We start from the raw sequence: 13,403 nt of genomic DNA on the forward strand, positions 1-13,403 counted from the left end.
GGCACTGCGCAGGGGGACCTTGGGCCCTGCCCGCACGGGCTGCGCGCGACCACGCTGGCGCCATGACCTCGACCACGCGCCGCACCGACGCCGAGCCGAGGCCCGCCGTGACCCAGGAGCTCGACCGGGTGTCCGACCTCGACGCGAACCACGTGGGCGTCTCGGTGACCGACAGGGCCGACACCGTCTCCGCCGAGGTGGGGACCCACCCGGAGAAGGGGCTGGTCGGTGACCGGCCCGGGTGGGGCAGCACGGCATGAGCGACCAGGCCCGCGCCGGGGAGCCCGAGGAGAGGTCGGACGCCGCGCGGGTGCTCCGGCAGGCGGCGGACGAGCGCACCCTGCACGAGGCCCTGGGGCTCGTGAGCGCCCTGGAGCACACCACCGCCGCCCGCGCGAGCGCGAGCCTGCGGGCCGTCGGCCTGTCCACCGGGCACACACCGCTCTGCGTGGCCCGCGAGCTGCTGCACCTGGTCTTCCCCGCGTCCCACCCGCTCCTGCCCGCCGCCCACGCCACCGGGTCGGCGACGCTCACCGAGGCGGTCCAGCGGCGCTGGCGGTGGCCGCTGCACCAGCTCCGCAGCCCCGACCCGACCGCCGGCCCCCGCGTGTGGGACCGCGTCCGCACCCCCGGCGCCGTGGTCGCGAGCCCGCACCCCCGGCTGAACTGACGCCCGCCCGTGAACCCCCTGCCCGTGAACCTCCTGCCCGTGACCCCAAGGAGAAGAACCGTGAACGACCCCCGACCCGCCCAGTACCCGAGCACCGCGCTGCAGGTCCCCACCCCGGCCGACCTGGTGGTGGCCCCCACCCCGCAGGACCGTGCCCTCGTCGTCGCCGAGCACCTCTCCTGCGACTGCCTCCCGGCGGCCGTCCCCGTCGTCGGCCACCTCGACGGCTGCCCCTCCCGAGGCACCCCGTGACCCCGCGCGCCGTCGCCACGACGTCCGCCGGAACCCTCGGCGCGCTGACCGTCCTGGTCCTCTGGGGTGCGAGCGCGTTCCTCGCCGTGCTCCTGGTGTTGGTGACCGTCGCCGTGGTGCACCACGAGCTGCGCCTCACCTCCCCCGCGCAGCAGGAACCGGCCGACCTCGAAGCGCCGCCACCCTCCTCCGAGGTGGTGCTGGCCGGGGGCCCGAGCGGGCTCCCGGTGTCCGGGTGGAGCGACGCAGAGCTCTGCCGCGCCTGGCGGGTCAGCTACGCCCAGCTGCAGACCCACGGTGGCGCGGCCTGGGCCGAGCACCTCGCCGAGCAGCGCCGCACCTACCTCGACGAGCTGCAGCGCCGTTCCCCGGCCGGCTTCGCGGCCTGGATCGCCAGCGGGGCCCGTGCCGGTGGCGACCCCGCGCGCTACCTCTCGCCCGCGCCGCCCGTGGCCCCCTGAGGCCCGTCTCCAGCGGAGCAGCCGCTGGGCCGGGTCCGGTGCAGCGGTCGCACGCCGGCGTCGGCCACGGCGTGCGAGGGAACTACGCGTGGGGTGGTCAGCCCGGCGATGCTGCGCGGGTCGTCACCGACGGCAGGCGGTAGCGACTCCTACTGCGCCAGCACGTCAGGATCGAGGGACGGGGCGCGCAGGCGCCACGGCCAACGTGGGATCGCAGATCACCCTTGGCGTCCGGCGGTGGCCCGCGCCAGCAGCTCGGCCAGGTCACGCACCACCACGTCGGCCCCGGCGGCCTGCAGCGCCGCCCCGGACCGGCCACGACCGATGCCGACCACGTAGCCGAACCCGCCCGTGCGACCGGCACGCACCCCGACCACGGCGTCCTCGAACACGGCCGCGGCTGCGGGTCGGACCCCCAGATCAGCGGCGGCGGCGAGGAAGCCGTCCGGCGCGGGCTTGCCCCGCAGGTGCCGCTCGGCGGCCACCACCCCGTCGATCCTGACCTCGACCAGGGCCGCGAGACCCGCCGCCGCCAGGACCGTCCGGGCGTTGGTGCTGGAGGAGACCACGGCGCAGCGCAGCCCCGCAGCCCGCACCGCACGGACGTAGCCGATGGCCCCGGCGACGACGTGCACGCCGTCGCGGTGCAGCAGTCGGTCCACCTCGGCGCCCTTGGCCGCCCCGACCGCGGCGACGCTGCTCGTGCCCGCGGGCTCTCCGGCGGCACCCTCCGCCAGCACGATCCCGCGGGCCGCCAGGAAGGACCGGGCACCATCGTCGCGTGGTCGGCCGTCGACGAGCGCGCGGTAGTCGAGGACCGGGTCGAAGGCGACGAACGGGGTCCCGTCCCGCTCCGCCCGGGCGCGCAGCACCGCGTCGAGGGCCACCGCCCAGGCGGCGGCGTGCACGCTCGCGGTGCTGGTGAGCACGCCGTCGAGGTCGAACAGGCAGGCCGTCACCGCCGCGGGCAGCCCCAGCGTGCTCAGCCGGGCGGGTGTGGTCTCGCGAGTGGTCACCGGTGGTTCCTCCAACCGCGGGCCGGCACCGGCACCGCACCGGGGCAAGCCTGGCCGGGCCGGGCGCGGCGGGGCAGAGGAGAAGGTCCCGGCCGACCGCGCCACCCCGTCGTCCACCGCGGTGCACCCCTACCTCGGCCGGGCGCGCAGACACCCGGGCGACGGGGACCCGCCCGGACGGGCCGTCGTGGTGGTGGTCGGGTCGGTCGTGGTCACGGTGGTCTCCTCGTCCGCACCCCGGACGGGCCCCGGCCCCCCCGGTGTGGTCGCGGACCCGGGCGGTCGGCCGGGGCACAACGCCCCCGGTCGCCGGGCCGGGGACCTTCGGCCCGGGACAACCGGCCCGCGCGCTGCCACCGTCAGCCGGGTGCGGGCCACCCGTCCGGACGCCCTCGTCCCCAGGAGCAGCCGTGACCTCCACGCCCGCCTCGATCCGGTTCCGACGGCTGTTCGCCGAGTGTCTCGGCACCTACCTGCTGGTCCTGGTCGCGGCCGGAGCGGGGGTGGTCGACGCGGTGTCCCACGGAGCGGTGGGGCGGGTGGCCGCCGTGACGGCCCCCGGACTGGTCGTGCTGACCGTCATCCTGTTCATGGGATCGGTCTCCGGCGCCCACCTCAACCCCGTGGTCACCCTGGCCTTCGCCGCGCGCGGGGACTTCGGCTGGGCCAGGGTCCCGGGCTACGTCACCGCGCAGCTCGTCGGCGCCCTGCTCGCCGCGGCCACGCTGCGCGGGCTGTTCGGGGACGCGGCCGGTGCCGGCACCTCCGTCGTCGGCCCCGGGTTCACCGTCGGCCAGGCCCTGGCCGTGGAGGTGCTCACCACGCTGGCGCTGGTCAGCACGATCCTGGGCTCGTCCTCCAGCGCGCAGAACGTCGGCCCGCTGTCCGCCCTGGCCGTCGGGTCGGCGATCGCCATCGGGGGGCTGTGGGCAGGACCGGTCAGCGGGGCGTCGATGAACCCCGTCCGCTCGGCCGGACCCGCCCTGGTCGAGGGGGACGTGAACGTGCTCTGGATCTACCTGCTCGGCCCGCTGCTGGGGGCGGCTCTCGCCGTGCTGGGCGCCCAGGTGCTGCGCGGACCGGGCGGGGGACCGGTGGGCACGCGCTCGGCCCAGGGTGACCTCGGTCCGCTGCACGGTGGCCGCGGACCCGGTCTGCACGGGCCCGGCGAGAGAGGGCCTGGCGAGCACGGACCGGACGGTCGTTGAGCCGGAGGGCTCAGACCAGCTCCGGACGCGGGCGCTCCAGGGCGGCGTGCTGCACGCCGTGGGGCTCCTGGCCACCTCCTGACGTGGGTACGGCTCAGCGGGGGGCGCCCAGCAGCTCGCGGGCGTCGGCTCCGAGGACCGCGGCCTGGGTGCGCCGCTGCACCCCGAGCTTGGCCAGCACGCCGCTGACGTAGTTCTTCACCGTCTTCTCGGAGAGGAACAGCACGGCCCCGATCTGGCGGTTCGTCAGCCCGTCGGTGATCAACCGCAGCACGGCCGCCTCCCGCTCGGTCAACGACGCCACGAGCAGCGTGAGCTCGGAGACGGCGGTGGCGGCCACCCCGTCGCGCGCGGCGTCCCAGGTGCCGCCCGCCGCGGCCCGCACGAGGGCCCGGACCAGCTCGGGGGGGTGGACGTCCTTGCGGAGGTGCCCGGCCGCCCCAGCGGACGCCGCGTCGGCCAGCCCGTCGCCGTCGGCGGTGAGGAACAGCCAGTGCGTGGACGGCGCCGTCTGCTGCGACCGTCGGCACAGGTCCACCCCGCTGCCGTCGGGCAGGCGCGAGTCCAGCAGGACCACGTCCGGGCACAGCGACCCGACGAGCTGGTCGGCCTGGGCCACCGTGCCCGTCTGGCCGACGACGTCGACAGCGAGGTCTCCGGCGAGGGCGCGGACGATGCCGCGTCGGTAGATCTCCTGGGCGTCGACGAGGAGGACTCGGACGGGGGCGGTCTGCGAGGTGGTGCTCATGGTGACTCCGTGGAGAGGTCACCGGACGTGCCCGGCTAAGAGCAGGCGCTCCCACGGTGTCCGCACCAGGGCGGACGCGGCCGTGGCCCGGGTCTGGCTGGGGTCCCAACGATCTTCACCCTACTGGGTGAGTCCAGCCCTCCCGCACGGGCGCGACCCCGGACCCTGCCCGCGGGCGGCCGCGACGGCCACGGCGGTGCTCACGCCCCTTCGGGCGTCGCCGACCCGAGGCACCCCGTGTCCGCGGGTGATGGCGTCACGTCCGGCAGGGCCAGGTGGGCCACCGTGGGCGGGGTCAGGCCGTCGTCGGTCGGGGGTGACGCACGGTCTCCCCGCCCTTGTCGTCGCGCAGCTTCCCGTCGTGGCTGGTCAGGAGCCGCACGAGCTGGTGCAGCGCCCCCCGGACGGAACCCTCCACCGTGCTCGCGTCCTCGGTGACCACGAGCGGGGAGCGGCCGGCCGGGACGGCCTCCAGGACGCACCGCAGCGCAGCGGGACCCGTCGGCCCGGACTCCGAGCTGAGGTGGGCCACCACCCTGGTCAGCTCGTGGGCGAACCGGTCGAGGCCGGCCCGGAGCTCGTCCTCCCACCCCTGCTGCTCGGGGGCGGACTGCCGGGTGGCGGTGTCGGTGGTCATCATGATGAGCACAGGATCTCCTCGTCGTCAGGGGCCAGGAGCACCCACTCTGGTCCTCCGGCCGGTCGGTCGGCCAGAGTCCTTCGGCCCCAGGGCTCCCCGGTCCGCCTGCGGTGCTCGGACCAGGTCCGGCGGGGTGTCCCGTTCGGATCCACCGCCCGTGGTCCACCGGGCCAGGGCGCTGCGCCGTAGCGAGGTCGGCAGCACCGCACCCAGCCCGGCCACCCGCGCACGACCCGGCCGACGGGGGTCGCGACCCGGGTCTGGCTGGGGGTCCAACCCGGTCGACGCGCCGGCGCCGGCGGCGGGGCGAAGGTCCCCACCGGTCGGGGTCGAGGGTCGCCCGCTCAGTCCGGGTGGGGGCCGCTCCGGACGAGCGAGGCCAGCAGGGCCCGGCCACCGCGAGATCGACGTCCAGGACGACGTCGGCGGGCGGGACCCCCAGGGCCACCGCGAGGTCGGCGGCGAGGTCCACCAGGGCACCTGGCACCCCTGCGAGCAGCACCACCGAACCCTGGGCGCCCAAGGGGATCCGTACGGCTGTCCGCACCTGGTCCTGGGCCGTGCCGTCCTCGACCAGCACGGCCGTGAACGAGTCCTCCGGGGTGGACACCGTGGCGCTGACCCCCAGGAACGACTCGACCGCCACCGCCGCGGCGTCGGCCAGCCCACCGAGGAGCTCGTCGAGGCCGCTCTCGGCGGGCTCACCGCCCTCGGCGAGCCGGAGGAGGTCGGCGGCGAGCGCCGGGGGGATGTTCACGGGTGCCTCAGGGCGTCCCGATCGCCGGGTCGTGGATCCTGGTGCCGCACACGGCGGGGCGCGGAGGCAGGTACGGGGTCGGGTCCCGCTCGCCTGCGCCGCTGTGGAGGACGCTACGCACCGGCGGGTTCGCACGGGTGGGCCAGAGGTCCCGTTTCGTCCCCTGTCGTCAGGCCCGGGCGTGTCGCGCCCGGGCCCGCCGCACGGCGTCGTCGACCAGGCGCTGCGCCACGACGGCCAGCTTGCGGTTCTCCCGCTGGCTCAGCGTGGTCAGCGTGACGAACGCCTCGTCCGCACCCGCCCCGCTCCGACTCATCAGGATCCCCAGGGCCTGGTCGATCACCGCGCGGGTGCCCAGGGCCCGCTGCAGCTGCCCGGCCAGCTCCAGCGCCTGCGCCAGCACGGTCGCGTTCTGCACGGAGACGGCGGCCGGGACGGCGAACAGCTCGCCGAGCTCCACCGCCCGGTCGTCGAAGGCGTGCTCGGCGTGGGCGTAGACGTTCATGGCACCCAGGATGCCCAGCGGCGTCACCAGGGGCAGCGACAGCGCGGAGTGCACACCCATCTTCCGCACGCGCGCCCCGAACCGCGGCCAGGTGGCGTCGGTGCCCAGCGCCCCGGAGCGCACCGTGACGCCCTCCGCGGCCGCGGTGATGCAGGGGCCTTCGCCGATGCCGTACTGCACCGCGTCGACCTCCCGGACGAAGTCGGCGCTCGCGACGATGGTGTCGGCCCGACCCCGCTGCATCAGCGTGACCCCCGCTCCGTCGGCCCCCGGGATGGCGGCCACGGCGAACTCCGCGACGTGCGTCAGCATCGCCGACAGCGTCATCTCCCCGGTCGCCAGGCTCGCGAGCCCGGCCAGGCTCACCCGGAGGTCGGCGTCCTCCTCCGCGGTCGCATCCAGCGCCTCGTCCTGCCCTGATCCCTCGTCCATGATCGTCATCCCCACCGTTGTCGATCACGACCCCTACGAAGGATAGTAGGCGCGTGGCGCGTGCGGGTGATCACCGTCGACGTCGCGGCACGGTCACGCCGTCCCCCGTGCTCGCCCGGCCGCGAGACGGGTGGGCAGGACCGACCCGACCAGGAGCAGCGCGATCTCCAGCCCCGCTGCCCCGGACCCAGGCGCTGCCCCCACCGGGGGACCGGGGACGCTCACCCAGGGTCGACGGCACTGCGCGGGACCACGACGGTCACCGGGTGCGGCGGTGGGACCACGGCGACCGGACACGGCGGATGACCGACCACGGCGAGGCTGACCGACCCCAGCAGGCGGCTGTGGTGCCGGGCGCCGAGCACGAGCAGAGACGCGCCGCGGGCCACTGAGTGCAGGGTGCGCGCGTCGACCCCCTCCACCACCTCGGCGGTGATGACGACGACGGGTTCACCCGCGGCAGCCCGCTCGGCCAGCACCAGCTCCACCGACGCCTGCAGGGCCGCGAGGATGTGCCGGGCCGGCTCGCCGTCGGGCAGGCGCACCCCGGCGTAGCCCCAGGTGGTCGCGGAGATGCCCCAGCTGGCCGGGTGGTGCCACACGTGCACCGCGAGGACGTCGCCGCCGCGGTGCGCGGCCTCCACCGCGGCGAAGCGGAGGGCCGCCAGACCGGCAGGGTCCCCGTCCACCCCCACCACCACCCGCCGACCGAGCTCGACGGGCGCGGGGAACCGGGGGCTGTGCACGAGCTCGGGCACCCGCGTGCTCACGGCTCCCACGTCTCCACCGGCAGGCCCCGCGCACCCCTCGGGACCGGAAACCCCTCCCGCGCGACGCCTTCCGGCCACCAGGGCGTCACGGCGCGCACGGGATCGGACCGCTCGAGCAGCAGCCGCTCCAGCGCCAGCACCAGCACGTGCGACATGCTGACGTCCTCGTCGACGCACAGCTGTTCCAGGCGGGCCCGGTGCTCGCGGTCGAGCAGGACCGTCACCGGCGTCGGTGGGCGACCGGGCACCGGGCCGAAGGCGGCGTCCGCCGCCTCGTCCAGGCCCTGGCTCCGCAGCCACTCCTCGGCGAGCGCCGGCGACACCCAGCGCCACCGGTCGGCGTCCAGACCGCTCGAACCCGCTCCCCCGCTGTCCAGGCCCACCACGTGCTCACCGGAGCCCGTGCGCCACAGCGACTCCCGCCAGGGCGTCGCCGTGGCCCGGCTCGTCCGGAGCCCGCCAGCGCAGTCGAGCACGTCCGGGGAGACCAGCACCGCGGTGTCGAGGTCAAAACCCGCGGGACCCGTCGCGGAGCAGGGCGTCCAGCTCGTCATCGGATGTCGCCGCCGAGCCTGGTGACCGGGGTGCTCACAGCTCGAACACCGCCACGGTCTCGGCCGGTCGACACGGCCGACCTTGATCGAGGGGGACGCGGAAGGCGGTGACGGTGGCTCTCATGGGCACCAGTGGACGCCGGGCGCGCCCGCCGCAGCAGGGCCGGAGGTCCCCCCGGGGCGGGCCCTCGGGCTCTGGGTCGGGCGGGCCCCGGCCGCGACGCTGGGTGCACAGCCCCCGAGCGCAGGAGACCCGCATGAGCACCCAGCCCACCCCCGCCAACGAGCCGGGCCGCGTCGTCGTGGGGGTGGACGGCTCACCCTCCTCGCTGGCGGCGCTGCGCTGGGCCGCCCGGGTCGGCGGGGCGCTCGGACTCGAGCTCGACGCCGTCACGTCCTGGGAGTTCCCGGCGAGCTACGGGATGGCCGGCGGGATCGGTGGCTGGGACCCCGAGGTGGACGCCGGAGCCATCCTCGCGAGCGCCGTGGACACCGCCTTCGGCGGTCCGGGCCCGGCGGGTCTGCGCACCCACGTCCGCCGCGGCCGTCCCGCGCCCGTGCTCATAGCGGCCAGCCACCACGCCGAGCTGCTCGTGGTCGGCAGCCGCGGTCACGGTGGGTTCGCGGGCCTGCTGCTGGGCTCGGTCAGCGCGCAGTGCGCCGAGCACTCCGCGTGCCCGGTGGTCGTGGTGCACGGGGACGAGACCGACGCGGCGGGACCGGCGCCGCGGTGACCTTCGCCCCTACCGTGAGCCCTCACGACCGGTGGACGATCGGAGGTGACCGAGCACGACGGTCCGTGCGCGCGGTGGGGGTTCAGCAGCGAGCCGTCCGCCGCGCCGTGCGTCACGGCGTCCTGCCCGACGGACGGACCGACGAGCAGAGGAGCACGCCGTGATCGACGAGCTGATCGACCGCAACACCCTGCACGCCGCCCTCGAGCTGGCATGCCGCGCACCGTCGGTGCACAACACCCAACCCTGGACCTGGGAGCTGACCGACCACAGCATCTCCCTGCACGCCGACCTGCACCGCTGGCTGCCGGCCACCGATCCCGACGGGCGCGACCTCGTGGTCAGCTGCGGAGCAGCGCTGCACCACCTCGTGGTCGCCCTCGCCTCGGTCGGGGTGCGCGCCTCGGTGCACCGGCTGCCGAACCCCGACGAGCCCGACCACCTCGCGTCGGTGGAGCTGCGCCACGGCCGCGGCACCGACGAGGAAGTGGTGCGGGGTGCCGATGTGGGCCGGCGGTGCAGCGACCGCCGTCCGTTCCGCGCGTGGCCGGTGCCGGCGGAGACGCTGGCCGCGCTGCGGGAGGCCGCCGAGAACCAGGGGGCTCTGGTCCGCGTGCTGGGACGCACCGGGGACCGGACGCGGATGCTGGCCGATGCCCGCGCCGCCGACGTCGCCCAGGCCGCCACCCCCGGCTACGAGGGCGAGCTGGCGCTGTGGAGCGGTCGGACCGCGGACTCAGAGGGCGTGCCCGCGGCCAACCTCACCGGGACGTCGGGGCACCCCCACGGGGTCGGTCGTCGGTTCGCGGCAGGAACCCTGCAGGACACCGAGCACGACGTCGACGGGGCAGAGCTGCTGGTCATCGGCACCAGCTCCGACGACCGCCTCGCCCAGCTCCGGGCGGGCGAGGCCCTGAGCGCCGTCCTGCTCGCCGCCACCCACGCCGGCCTCGCCTCCTGCCCCCTCAGCCAGGTGCTCGAGGTCCCGACGACCCGACGAGCGCTGCGCGACGGTGTCCTCGGCGGCAGCGTCGAACCGCAGGTGGTCGTCCGGGTGGGCTGGGCCAGCAGCGGTCCGGAGCTCCCGACCACCCCCCGCCGGCCCCTCCACGAGGTGCTGACCACGGTCTGAGCCGCGCTCCCCGGACGTCACGGCCGTCGGGGGGCTCCTTCCTCGCGGCGGGTGGGCTCTCGGTCCGAGCTTCGTGGTCCCGTGCAGGGTCGCCAGGCGCCGGGTGAGCTCACCTCGTCGATCTCGCCGCGGGCCAGCCGCTCGGCGAGCACCTGCTGCGCGGAGCGGTTGGGCGGGGACCGGTGCCCCGGTGCGGCTGCCGCAGGAGCATGGTGATCCCGGCGATCACCGGCGCCCAGCCGACGTCGTGCTCAACGACGCCGACGTCACGTTCCTGACCGACACGGACCCGCACCACGCGCAGGCCGTGGACGTGTCCGGGACACCGACGTGAAGGCCCTCGCCACGTCCGTCGTCGCCGCCCAGAACGCGGAGGTCGCGACGATGAACCGCCTGCTCGCCCAGCTCTGAGCCGCCGCGCGGGAACGCGCCCCGTCTCAGCCCCACCAGCCGCTGCACGCCTCCCCCACACCGAGCAGGGGCCTGGCCGTCACCCGGCGCCCGGTGACGTCCTCGGCGCACACGGCCAGCACCTGGTTCTTCAGTCCCGGAGCCCAGGGGTGGGGCGCGGCGCCGTCCGCGGACTCCACCACGGGATCGAGCAGCCGAGCCGTCCCCGTCACGGTCACCGACCACCCCGTGCGGTTGACCTCGTCCATCGCGCTGACACCGATGGTCATCACCAGTCCGTTCTCGGCCGCCAGCACCGCCTCACCAGGACCCGTGCGCACCAGCACGTCCTCGCCGTGCAGCGCCACGTTGACCAGCGTCATCCGCGGTCGCAGCGGTGTGCTGAACACCAACCACCCCGTCGGCGCGCCGGCGAGCATGCGCAGGCACTCCGCCCTCGTCAGGACCTCGAGGCCTGGCACCGTCTCGGTCGTCATCGTCTCTCCTCCTCAGAACTTCCCGAGCTCCGCGAGCCGGATCGGCTCGTGGAGGTGCCCGTTGTCGTGCGTCCCTGTCTCCGGCACCACCGGTGCGGCCGGGGTCACCGGGAGCGCAGCCACCGCGGCCGCCGTCTCGTGGGTCAGGAAGGTGCCGAGCTCGGCGATGGTGCTCATCAGCGGGGCGGGGAACACGACGGTGGTGTTCTTGTCGACGCCGATCTCGACCAGGGACTGCAGGGTGCGCAGCTGCAGGGCCAGCGGGTGGGCCGCCATGATGTCGGAGGCGTCGCCCAGGGCCGCGGCGGCGAGGTGCTCGCCCTCGGCGCTGATGATCTTGGCGCGCTTCTCCCGCTCGGCCTCGGCCTGGCGCGCCATGGCGCGCTTCATGCTGTCGGGCAGCTGGATGTCCTTGAGCTCCACCAAGGTCACCTCGACGCCCCACTCGACGGTGGCGACGTCGAGGATCTGCCGGATGTCGGTGTTGATGCGGTCGGTCTCGGACAGGGTCTCGTCCAGGGTGTGCTGGCCGACGACCTTGCGCAGCGTGGTCTGGGCGATCTGGTCGATGGCGGAGTAGACGTTCTCGATGGCGACCACGGACTTCACGGCGTCGACGACGCGGAAGTAGGCGACGGCGGAGACGTCGACGCTCACGTTGTCCCGGGTGATGATCCCCTGGGACTGGATGGGCATGGTGACGATCCGCAGCGAGACACGGTGCAGCACGTCGACGAACGGGATCATGATCCGCAGCCCGGGGTCGCGCTCGCCGATGACGCGGCCGAGCCGGAACAACACGCCCTGCTCGTACTGCTGGACGATCCGCACGGCCAGCGCCAGGCCGACGAGGACCACCACGAGCACCACCGCGAGGACGGCGAGCACGGTGGTCATCAGCGCTCGACGTGCAGGTGGTCGGTGACCCCGAGGACGCCAGGAGCCGACCAGCACGCCTGCTCGGCCTGGCGGCGCTCGCCCCAGGAGCGCACGGTGCCGGTGAGGGTGACCATGCCGGCGGAGTCCGCGGTGACGGTGACGGTGCGGCCGTCCACCTGGGCGTTGCGCACGAGGGCCTCGCCGATCTCGGCCCGGATGCCGGCCGTCGCGATCCCCGGGCTGATGGTGATGAGGTTGAACACGTCGCGCACACCCTTGAGGTAGTGCACGGCGCGGCCGGCCGCCACCCGCTGGTACTGCCAGGTGACGGCTCCGCTCAGGGTCACCACGTGGTCGTGCACGGCCACCCGCACGGTGGGCGGGACGTTGACGGCCCGCTCGATCGCCTCGCCCGCCTCCCGGGCCACGTCGGTGTCGTTGGCCGCGCCGGAGGTGGTGCGCACGGTCATCTGGTCGGCCACGCCGTTCGCGCCGCGGACCCGCTGGGCGGCCTTCACCGCGAGCCGCTTCTCGGGGAAGCTGCCGACCTCCCCGGAGAGCGTGACGGCGCCCTCGGACGCCGCGACCCCGATGTGGGTGGCGTCGACGTCCTTGACCCAGATCAGCTCGGAGACGACGGCCGCCTGCAGCTCGGCGTCGGTGGGGACGGGAGGGGAGGTGGACTGCGCGGCGGTGGTCATGGGTCGAGCCTGCTCGGCACGCCCGGTGTGCAGCAGGGCCCAAGGTCCCGTGCCAGGGGGTCCTGGGCCTCCCCCGCGGTGCGGGCCGTTCGCCTCCCCCGCGGTGCGGGCCGTTCGCCTCCCCCGCGGTGCGGGCCGTTCGCCTCTGCCGCGGGGCCGTCGCCGCGCCCAGGCTCGGTGCGTGACGAGCACAGAGCAGGACCGGGCCGTGGTGGTGGGCGTCGACGGCGCGGAGAGCGCGGACCTGGCGGTGCACTGGGGTGCGGCCGAGGCCGTCCGGCGCGAGGTGCCGCTCCGGCTGGTCACGGCCTTCCCCTGGCGGCCGGGCGAGAGCGGGCACCTGCAGCACGGTGACGCCTACCGCCGTGAGCTTCTGCACGAGCGTGAGCTCCACCTCGCCCGGGTCGCGCAGGAGGTGGGCGAGGTCGTCCCCGACGTGGACGTGAGCCACCGGGTGGTGGTGGGCGAGCCGATCGCCGTCCTCGGGGCGGAGTCCCGCCGGGCGGGGACGCTCGTGATCGGCGACCGTGGGCTCGGCGCCCTGGCCGGGGTGCTGGTGGGTTCGAGCGCGGTGGCCCTGGCCCGGGGTGCGGGCTGCCCGGTGGTCGTGGTGCGGGGCGACGGTGCTCCGGCGGCCGACCTGCCCGTGGTGGTCGGCGTGGACGGCACCCCGACCAGCGAGGACGCGCTGGCCTTCGCCTTCGACGCCGCCTCCTCCCGCCGGGTGCCGCTGGTGGCCGTGCACGCGTGGTGGGCGGACCTCCACCCCACGCTGCAGCGGCAGTCGGACCTGCGCGCGACCCTGGAGACCGAGGGGGAGCTGCTCGCCGAGCGGCTGGCGGGGTGGTCGGAAAAGTACCCCGCGGTGACCGTCTCGCGCGTGCTGTCGCGACGGCCCGCCACCGAGGTCCTGCTGGCCCAGGGCGCCCACGCCCAGCTCGTGGTGGTCGGCTGCGGCGGCCGGGGTGCGCTGGCCGGCCTGGTGCTGGGCTCGGTGAGCCAGGCGCTGCTGCACCACTGCGCGTGTCCCGTCGCCGTGGTCCGGCCCAGGGGCTGA

18 protein-coding genes are annotated in these 13,403 nt (G+C 75.6%); 9 read left to right on the forward strand and 9 right to left on the reverse strand.

Going from position 1 to position 13,403, the window contains the following annotated elements:
- Positions 1 to 62 precede the first annotated feature (62 nt).
- The 4 genes from RHODO2019_RS08520 to RHODO2019_RS08535 are packed head-to-tail and all read left to right on the forward strand — an operon-like array spanning position 63 to position 1,383.
- Positions 63 to 260 (forward strand): hypothetical protein, encoded by a 198-nt coding sequence (locus tag RHODO2019_RS08520; protein ID WP_265384526.1) that lies wholly within the window; start codon positions 63 to 65, stop codon positions 258 to 260.
- Entirely contained in the window at positions 257 to 670 is a 414-nt protein-coding gene (locus RHODO2019_RS08525; RefSeq protein ID WP_265384527.1) for a hypothetical protein, read from the forward strand. Before RHODO2019_RS08520 ends, RHODO2019_RS08525 begins: the two co-directional genes overlap by 4 nt.
- A gap of 60 nt (positions 671 to 730) precedes the next feature.
- Positions 731 to 922: a hypothetical protein gene (locus RHODO2019_RS08530; protein WP_265384528.1), complete on the forward strand. Its 192-nt coding sequence runs from the start codon at positions 731 to 733 to the stop codon at positions 920 to 922.
- The gene (locus RHODO2019_RS08535; protein ID WP_265384529.1) at positions 919 to 1,383 is read left to right on the forward strand and encodes a hypothetical protein; all 465 of its coding nucleotides are present in this window, start codon (positions 919 to 921) and stop codon (positions 1,381 to 1,383) included. Before RHODO2019_RS08530 ends, RHODO2019_RS08535 begins: the two co-directional genes overlap by 4 nt.
- Positions 1,384 to 1,601: 218 nt before the next feature.
- Here RHODO2019_RS08535 and RHODO2019_RS08540 read toward each other — a convergent pair whose 3' ends face one another.
- Positions 1,602 to 2,399, reverse strand: coding sequence for an HAD family hydrolase (locus RHODO2019_RS08540; protein WP_265384530.1), 798 nt, complete (start codon positions 2,397 to 2,399; stop codon positions 1,602 to 1,604).
- 410 nt (positions 2,400 to 2,809) lie between these two features.
- Between RHODO2019_RS08540 and RHODO2019_RS08545 the strand changes: the two genes are divergently transcribed.
- Positions 2,810 to 3,607: an MIP/aquaporin family protein gene (locus RHODO2019_RS08545; protein ID WP_265384531.1), complete on the forward strand. Its 798-nt coding sequence runs from the start codon at positions 2,810 to 2,812 to the stop codon at positions 3,605 to 3,607.
- 94 nt (positions 3,608 to 3,701) lie between these two features.
- Here RHODO2019_RS08545 and RHODO2019_RS08550 read toward each other — a convergent pair whose 3' ends face one another.
- From RHODO2019_RS08550 to RHODO2019_RS08570, 5 genes are all read right to left on the reverse strand, one after another.
- A complete protein-coding gene (locus RHODO2019_RS08550) occupies positions 3,702 to 4,355 on the reverse strand; it encodes a response regulator transcription factor (RefSeq protein ID WP_265384532.1) in 654 nt (217 codons plus the stop codon).
- A gap of 295 nt (positions 4,356 to 4,650) precedes the next feature.
- Complete coding sequence (locus RHODO2019_RS08555; protein ID WP_265384533.1) at positions 4,651 to 5,004, reverse strand: ribosomal subunit interface protein; 354 nt, start codon at positions 5,002 to 5,004, stop codon at positions 4,651 to 4,653.
- Between the two features lie 917 nt (positions 5,005 to 5,921).
- Positions 5,922 to 6,698, reverse strand: coding sequence for a GAF and ANTAR domain-containing protein (locus tag RHODO2019_RS08560; RefSeq protein ID WP_265384534.1), 777 nt, complete (start codon positions 6,696 to 6,698; stop codon positions 5,922 to 5,924).
- A 212-nt stretch (positions 6,699 to 6,910) separates the two neighbouring features.
- A complete protein-coding gene (locus tag RHODO2019_RS08565; protein WP_265384535.1) occupies positions 6,911 to 7,459 on the reverse strand; it encodes a universal stress protein in 549 nt (182 codons plus the stop codon).
- A complete protein-coding gene (locus RHODO2019_RS08570) occupies positions 7,456 to 8,013 on the reverse strand; it encodes a hypothetical protein (RefSeq protein WP_265384536.1) in 558 nt (185 codons plus the stop codon). Before RHODO2019_RS08570 ends, RHODO2019_RS08565 begins: the two co-directional genes overlap by 4 nt.
- Positions 8,014 to 8,270: 257 nt before the next feature.
- Between RHODO2019_RS08570 and RHODO2019_RS08575 the strand changes: the two genes are divergently transcribed.
- The 3 genes from RHODO2019_RS08575 (at position 8,271) to RHODO2019_RS08585 (ending at position 10,213) form a co-directional block, all read left to right on the forward strand.
- Positions 8,271 to 8,747, forward strand: coding sequence for a universal stress protein (locus RHODO2019_RS08575; protein WP_265384537.1), 477 nt, complete (start codon positions 8,271 to 8,273; stop codon positions 8,745 to 8,747).
- Positions 8,748 to 8,907: 160 nt separating this feature from the next.
- A complete protein-coding gene (locus tag RHODO2019_RS08580; RefSeq protein WP_265384538.1) occupies positions 8,908 to 9,879 on the forward strand; it encodes an Acg family FMN-binding oxidoreductase in 972 nt (323 codons plus the stop codon).
- A 190-nt stretch (positions 9,880 to 10,069) separates the two neighbouring features.
- Positions 10,070 to 10,213: a hypothetical protein gene (locus tag RHODO2019_RS08585; protein WP_265384539.1), complete on the forward strand. Its 144-nt coding sequence runs from the start codon at positions 10,070 to 10,072 to the stop codon at positions 10,211 to 10,213.
- Positions 10,214 to 10,316: 103 nt separating this feature from the next.
- Here RHODO2019_RS08585 and RHODO2019_RS08590 read toward each other — a convergent pair whose 3' ends face one another.
- Genes RHODO2019_RS08590 through RHODO2019_RS08600 form a run of 3 tightly spaced genes read right to left on the reverse strand, consistent with a single transcriptional unit; the run spans position 10,317 to position 12,346 of the window.
- The gene (locus RHODO2019_RS08590) at positions 10,317 to 10,766 is read right to left on the reverse strand and encodes a pyridoxamine 5'-phosphate oxidase family protein (RefSeq protein WP_265384540.1); all 450 of its coding nucleotides are present in this window, start codon (positions 10,764 to 10,766) and stop codon (positions 10,317 to 10,319) included.
- 12 nt (positions 10,767 to 10,778) lie between these two features.
- The gene (locus RHODO2019_RS08595; RefSeq protein ID WP_265384541.1) at positions 10,779 to 11,663 is read right to left on the reverse strand and encodes a slipin family protein; all 885 of its coding nucleotides are present in this window, start codon (positions 11,661 to 11,663) and stop codon (positions 10,779 to 10,781) included.
- A complete protein-coding gene (locus RHODO2019_RS08600; protein WP_265384542.1) occupies positions 11,663 to 12,346 on the reverse strand; it encodes a BON domain-containing protein in 684 nt (227 codons plus the stop codon). Before RHODO2019_RS08600 ends, RHODO2019_RS08595 begins: the two co-directional genes overlap by 1 nt.
- A 181-nt stretch (positions 12,347 to 12,527) precedes the next feature.
- On the opposite strand from RHODO2019_RS08600, the gene RHODO2019_RS08605 reads away from it, so the two are divergent.
- Positions 12,528 to 13,403 (forward strand): universal stress protein, encoded by an 876-nt coding sequence (locus RHODO2019_RS08605; protein ID WP_265384543.1) that lies wholly within the window; start codon positions 12,528 to 12,530, stop codon positions 13,401 to 13,403.

It is taken from the genome of Rhodococcus antarcticus, assembly GCF_026153295.1.
GTDB lineage: Bacteria > Actinomycetota > Actinomycetes > Mycobacteriales > Mycobacteriaceae > Rhodococcus_D > Rhodococcus_D antarcticus.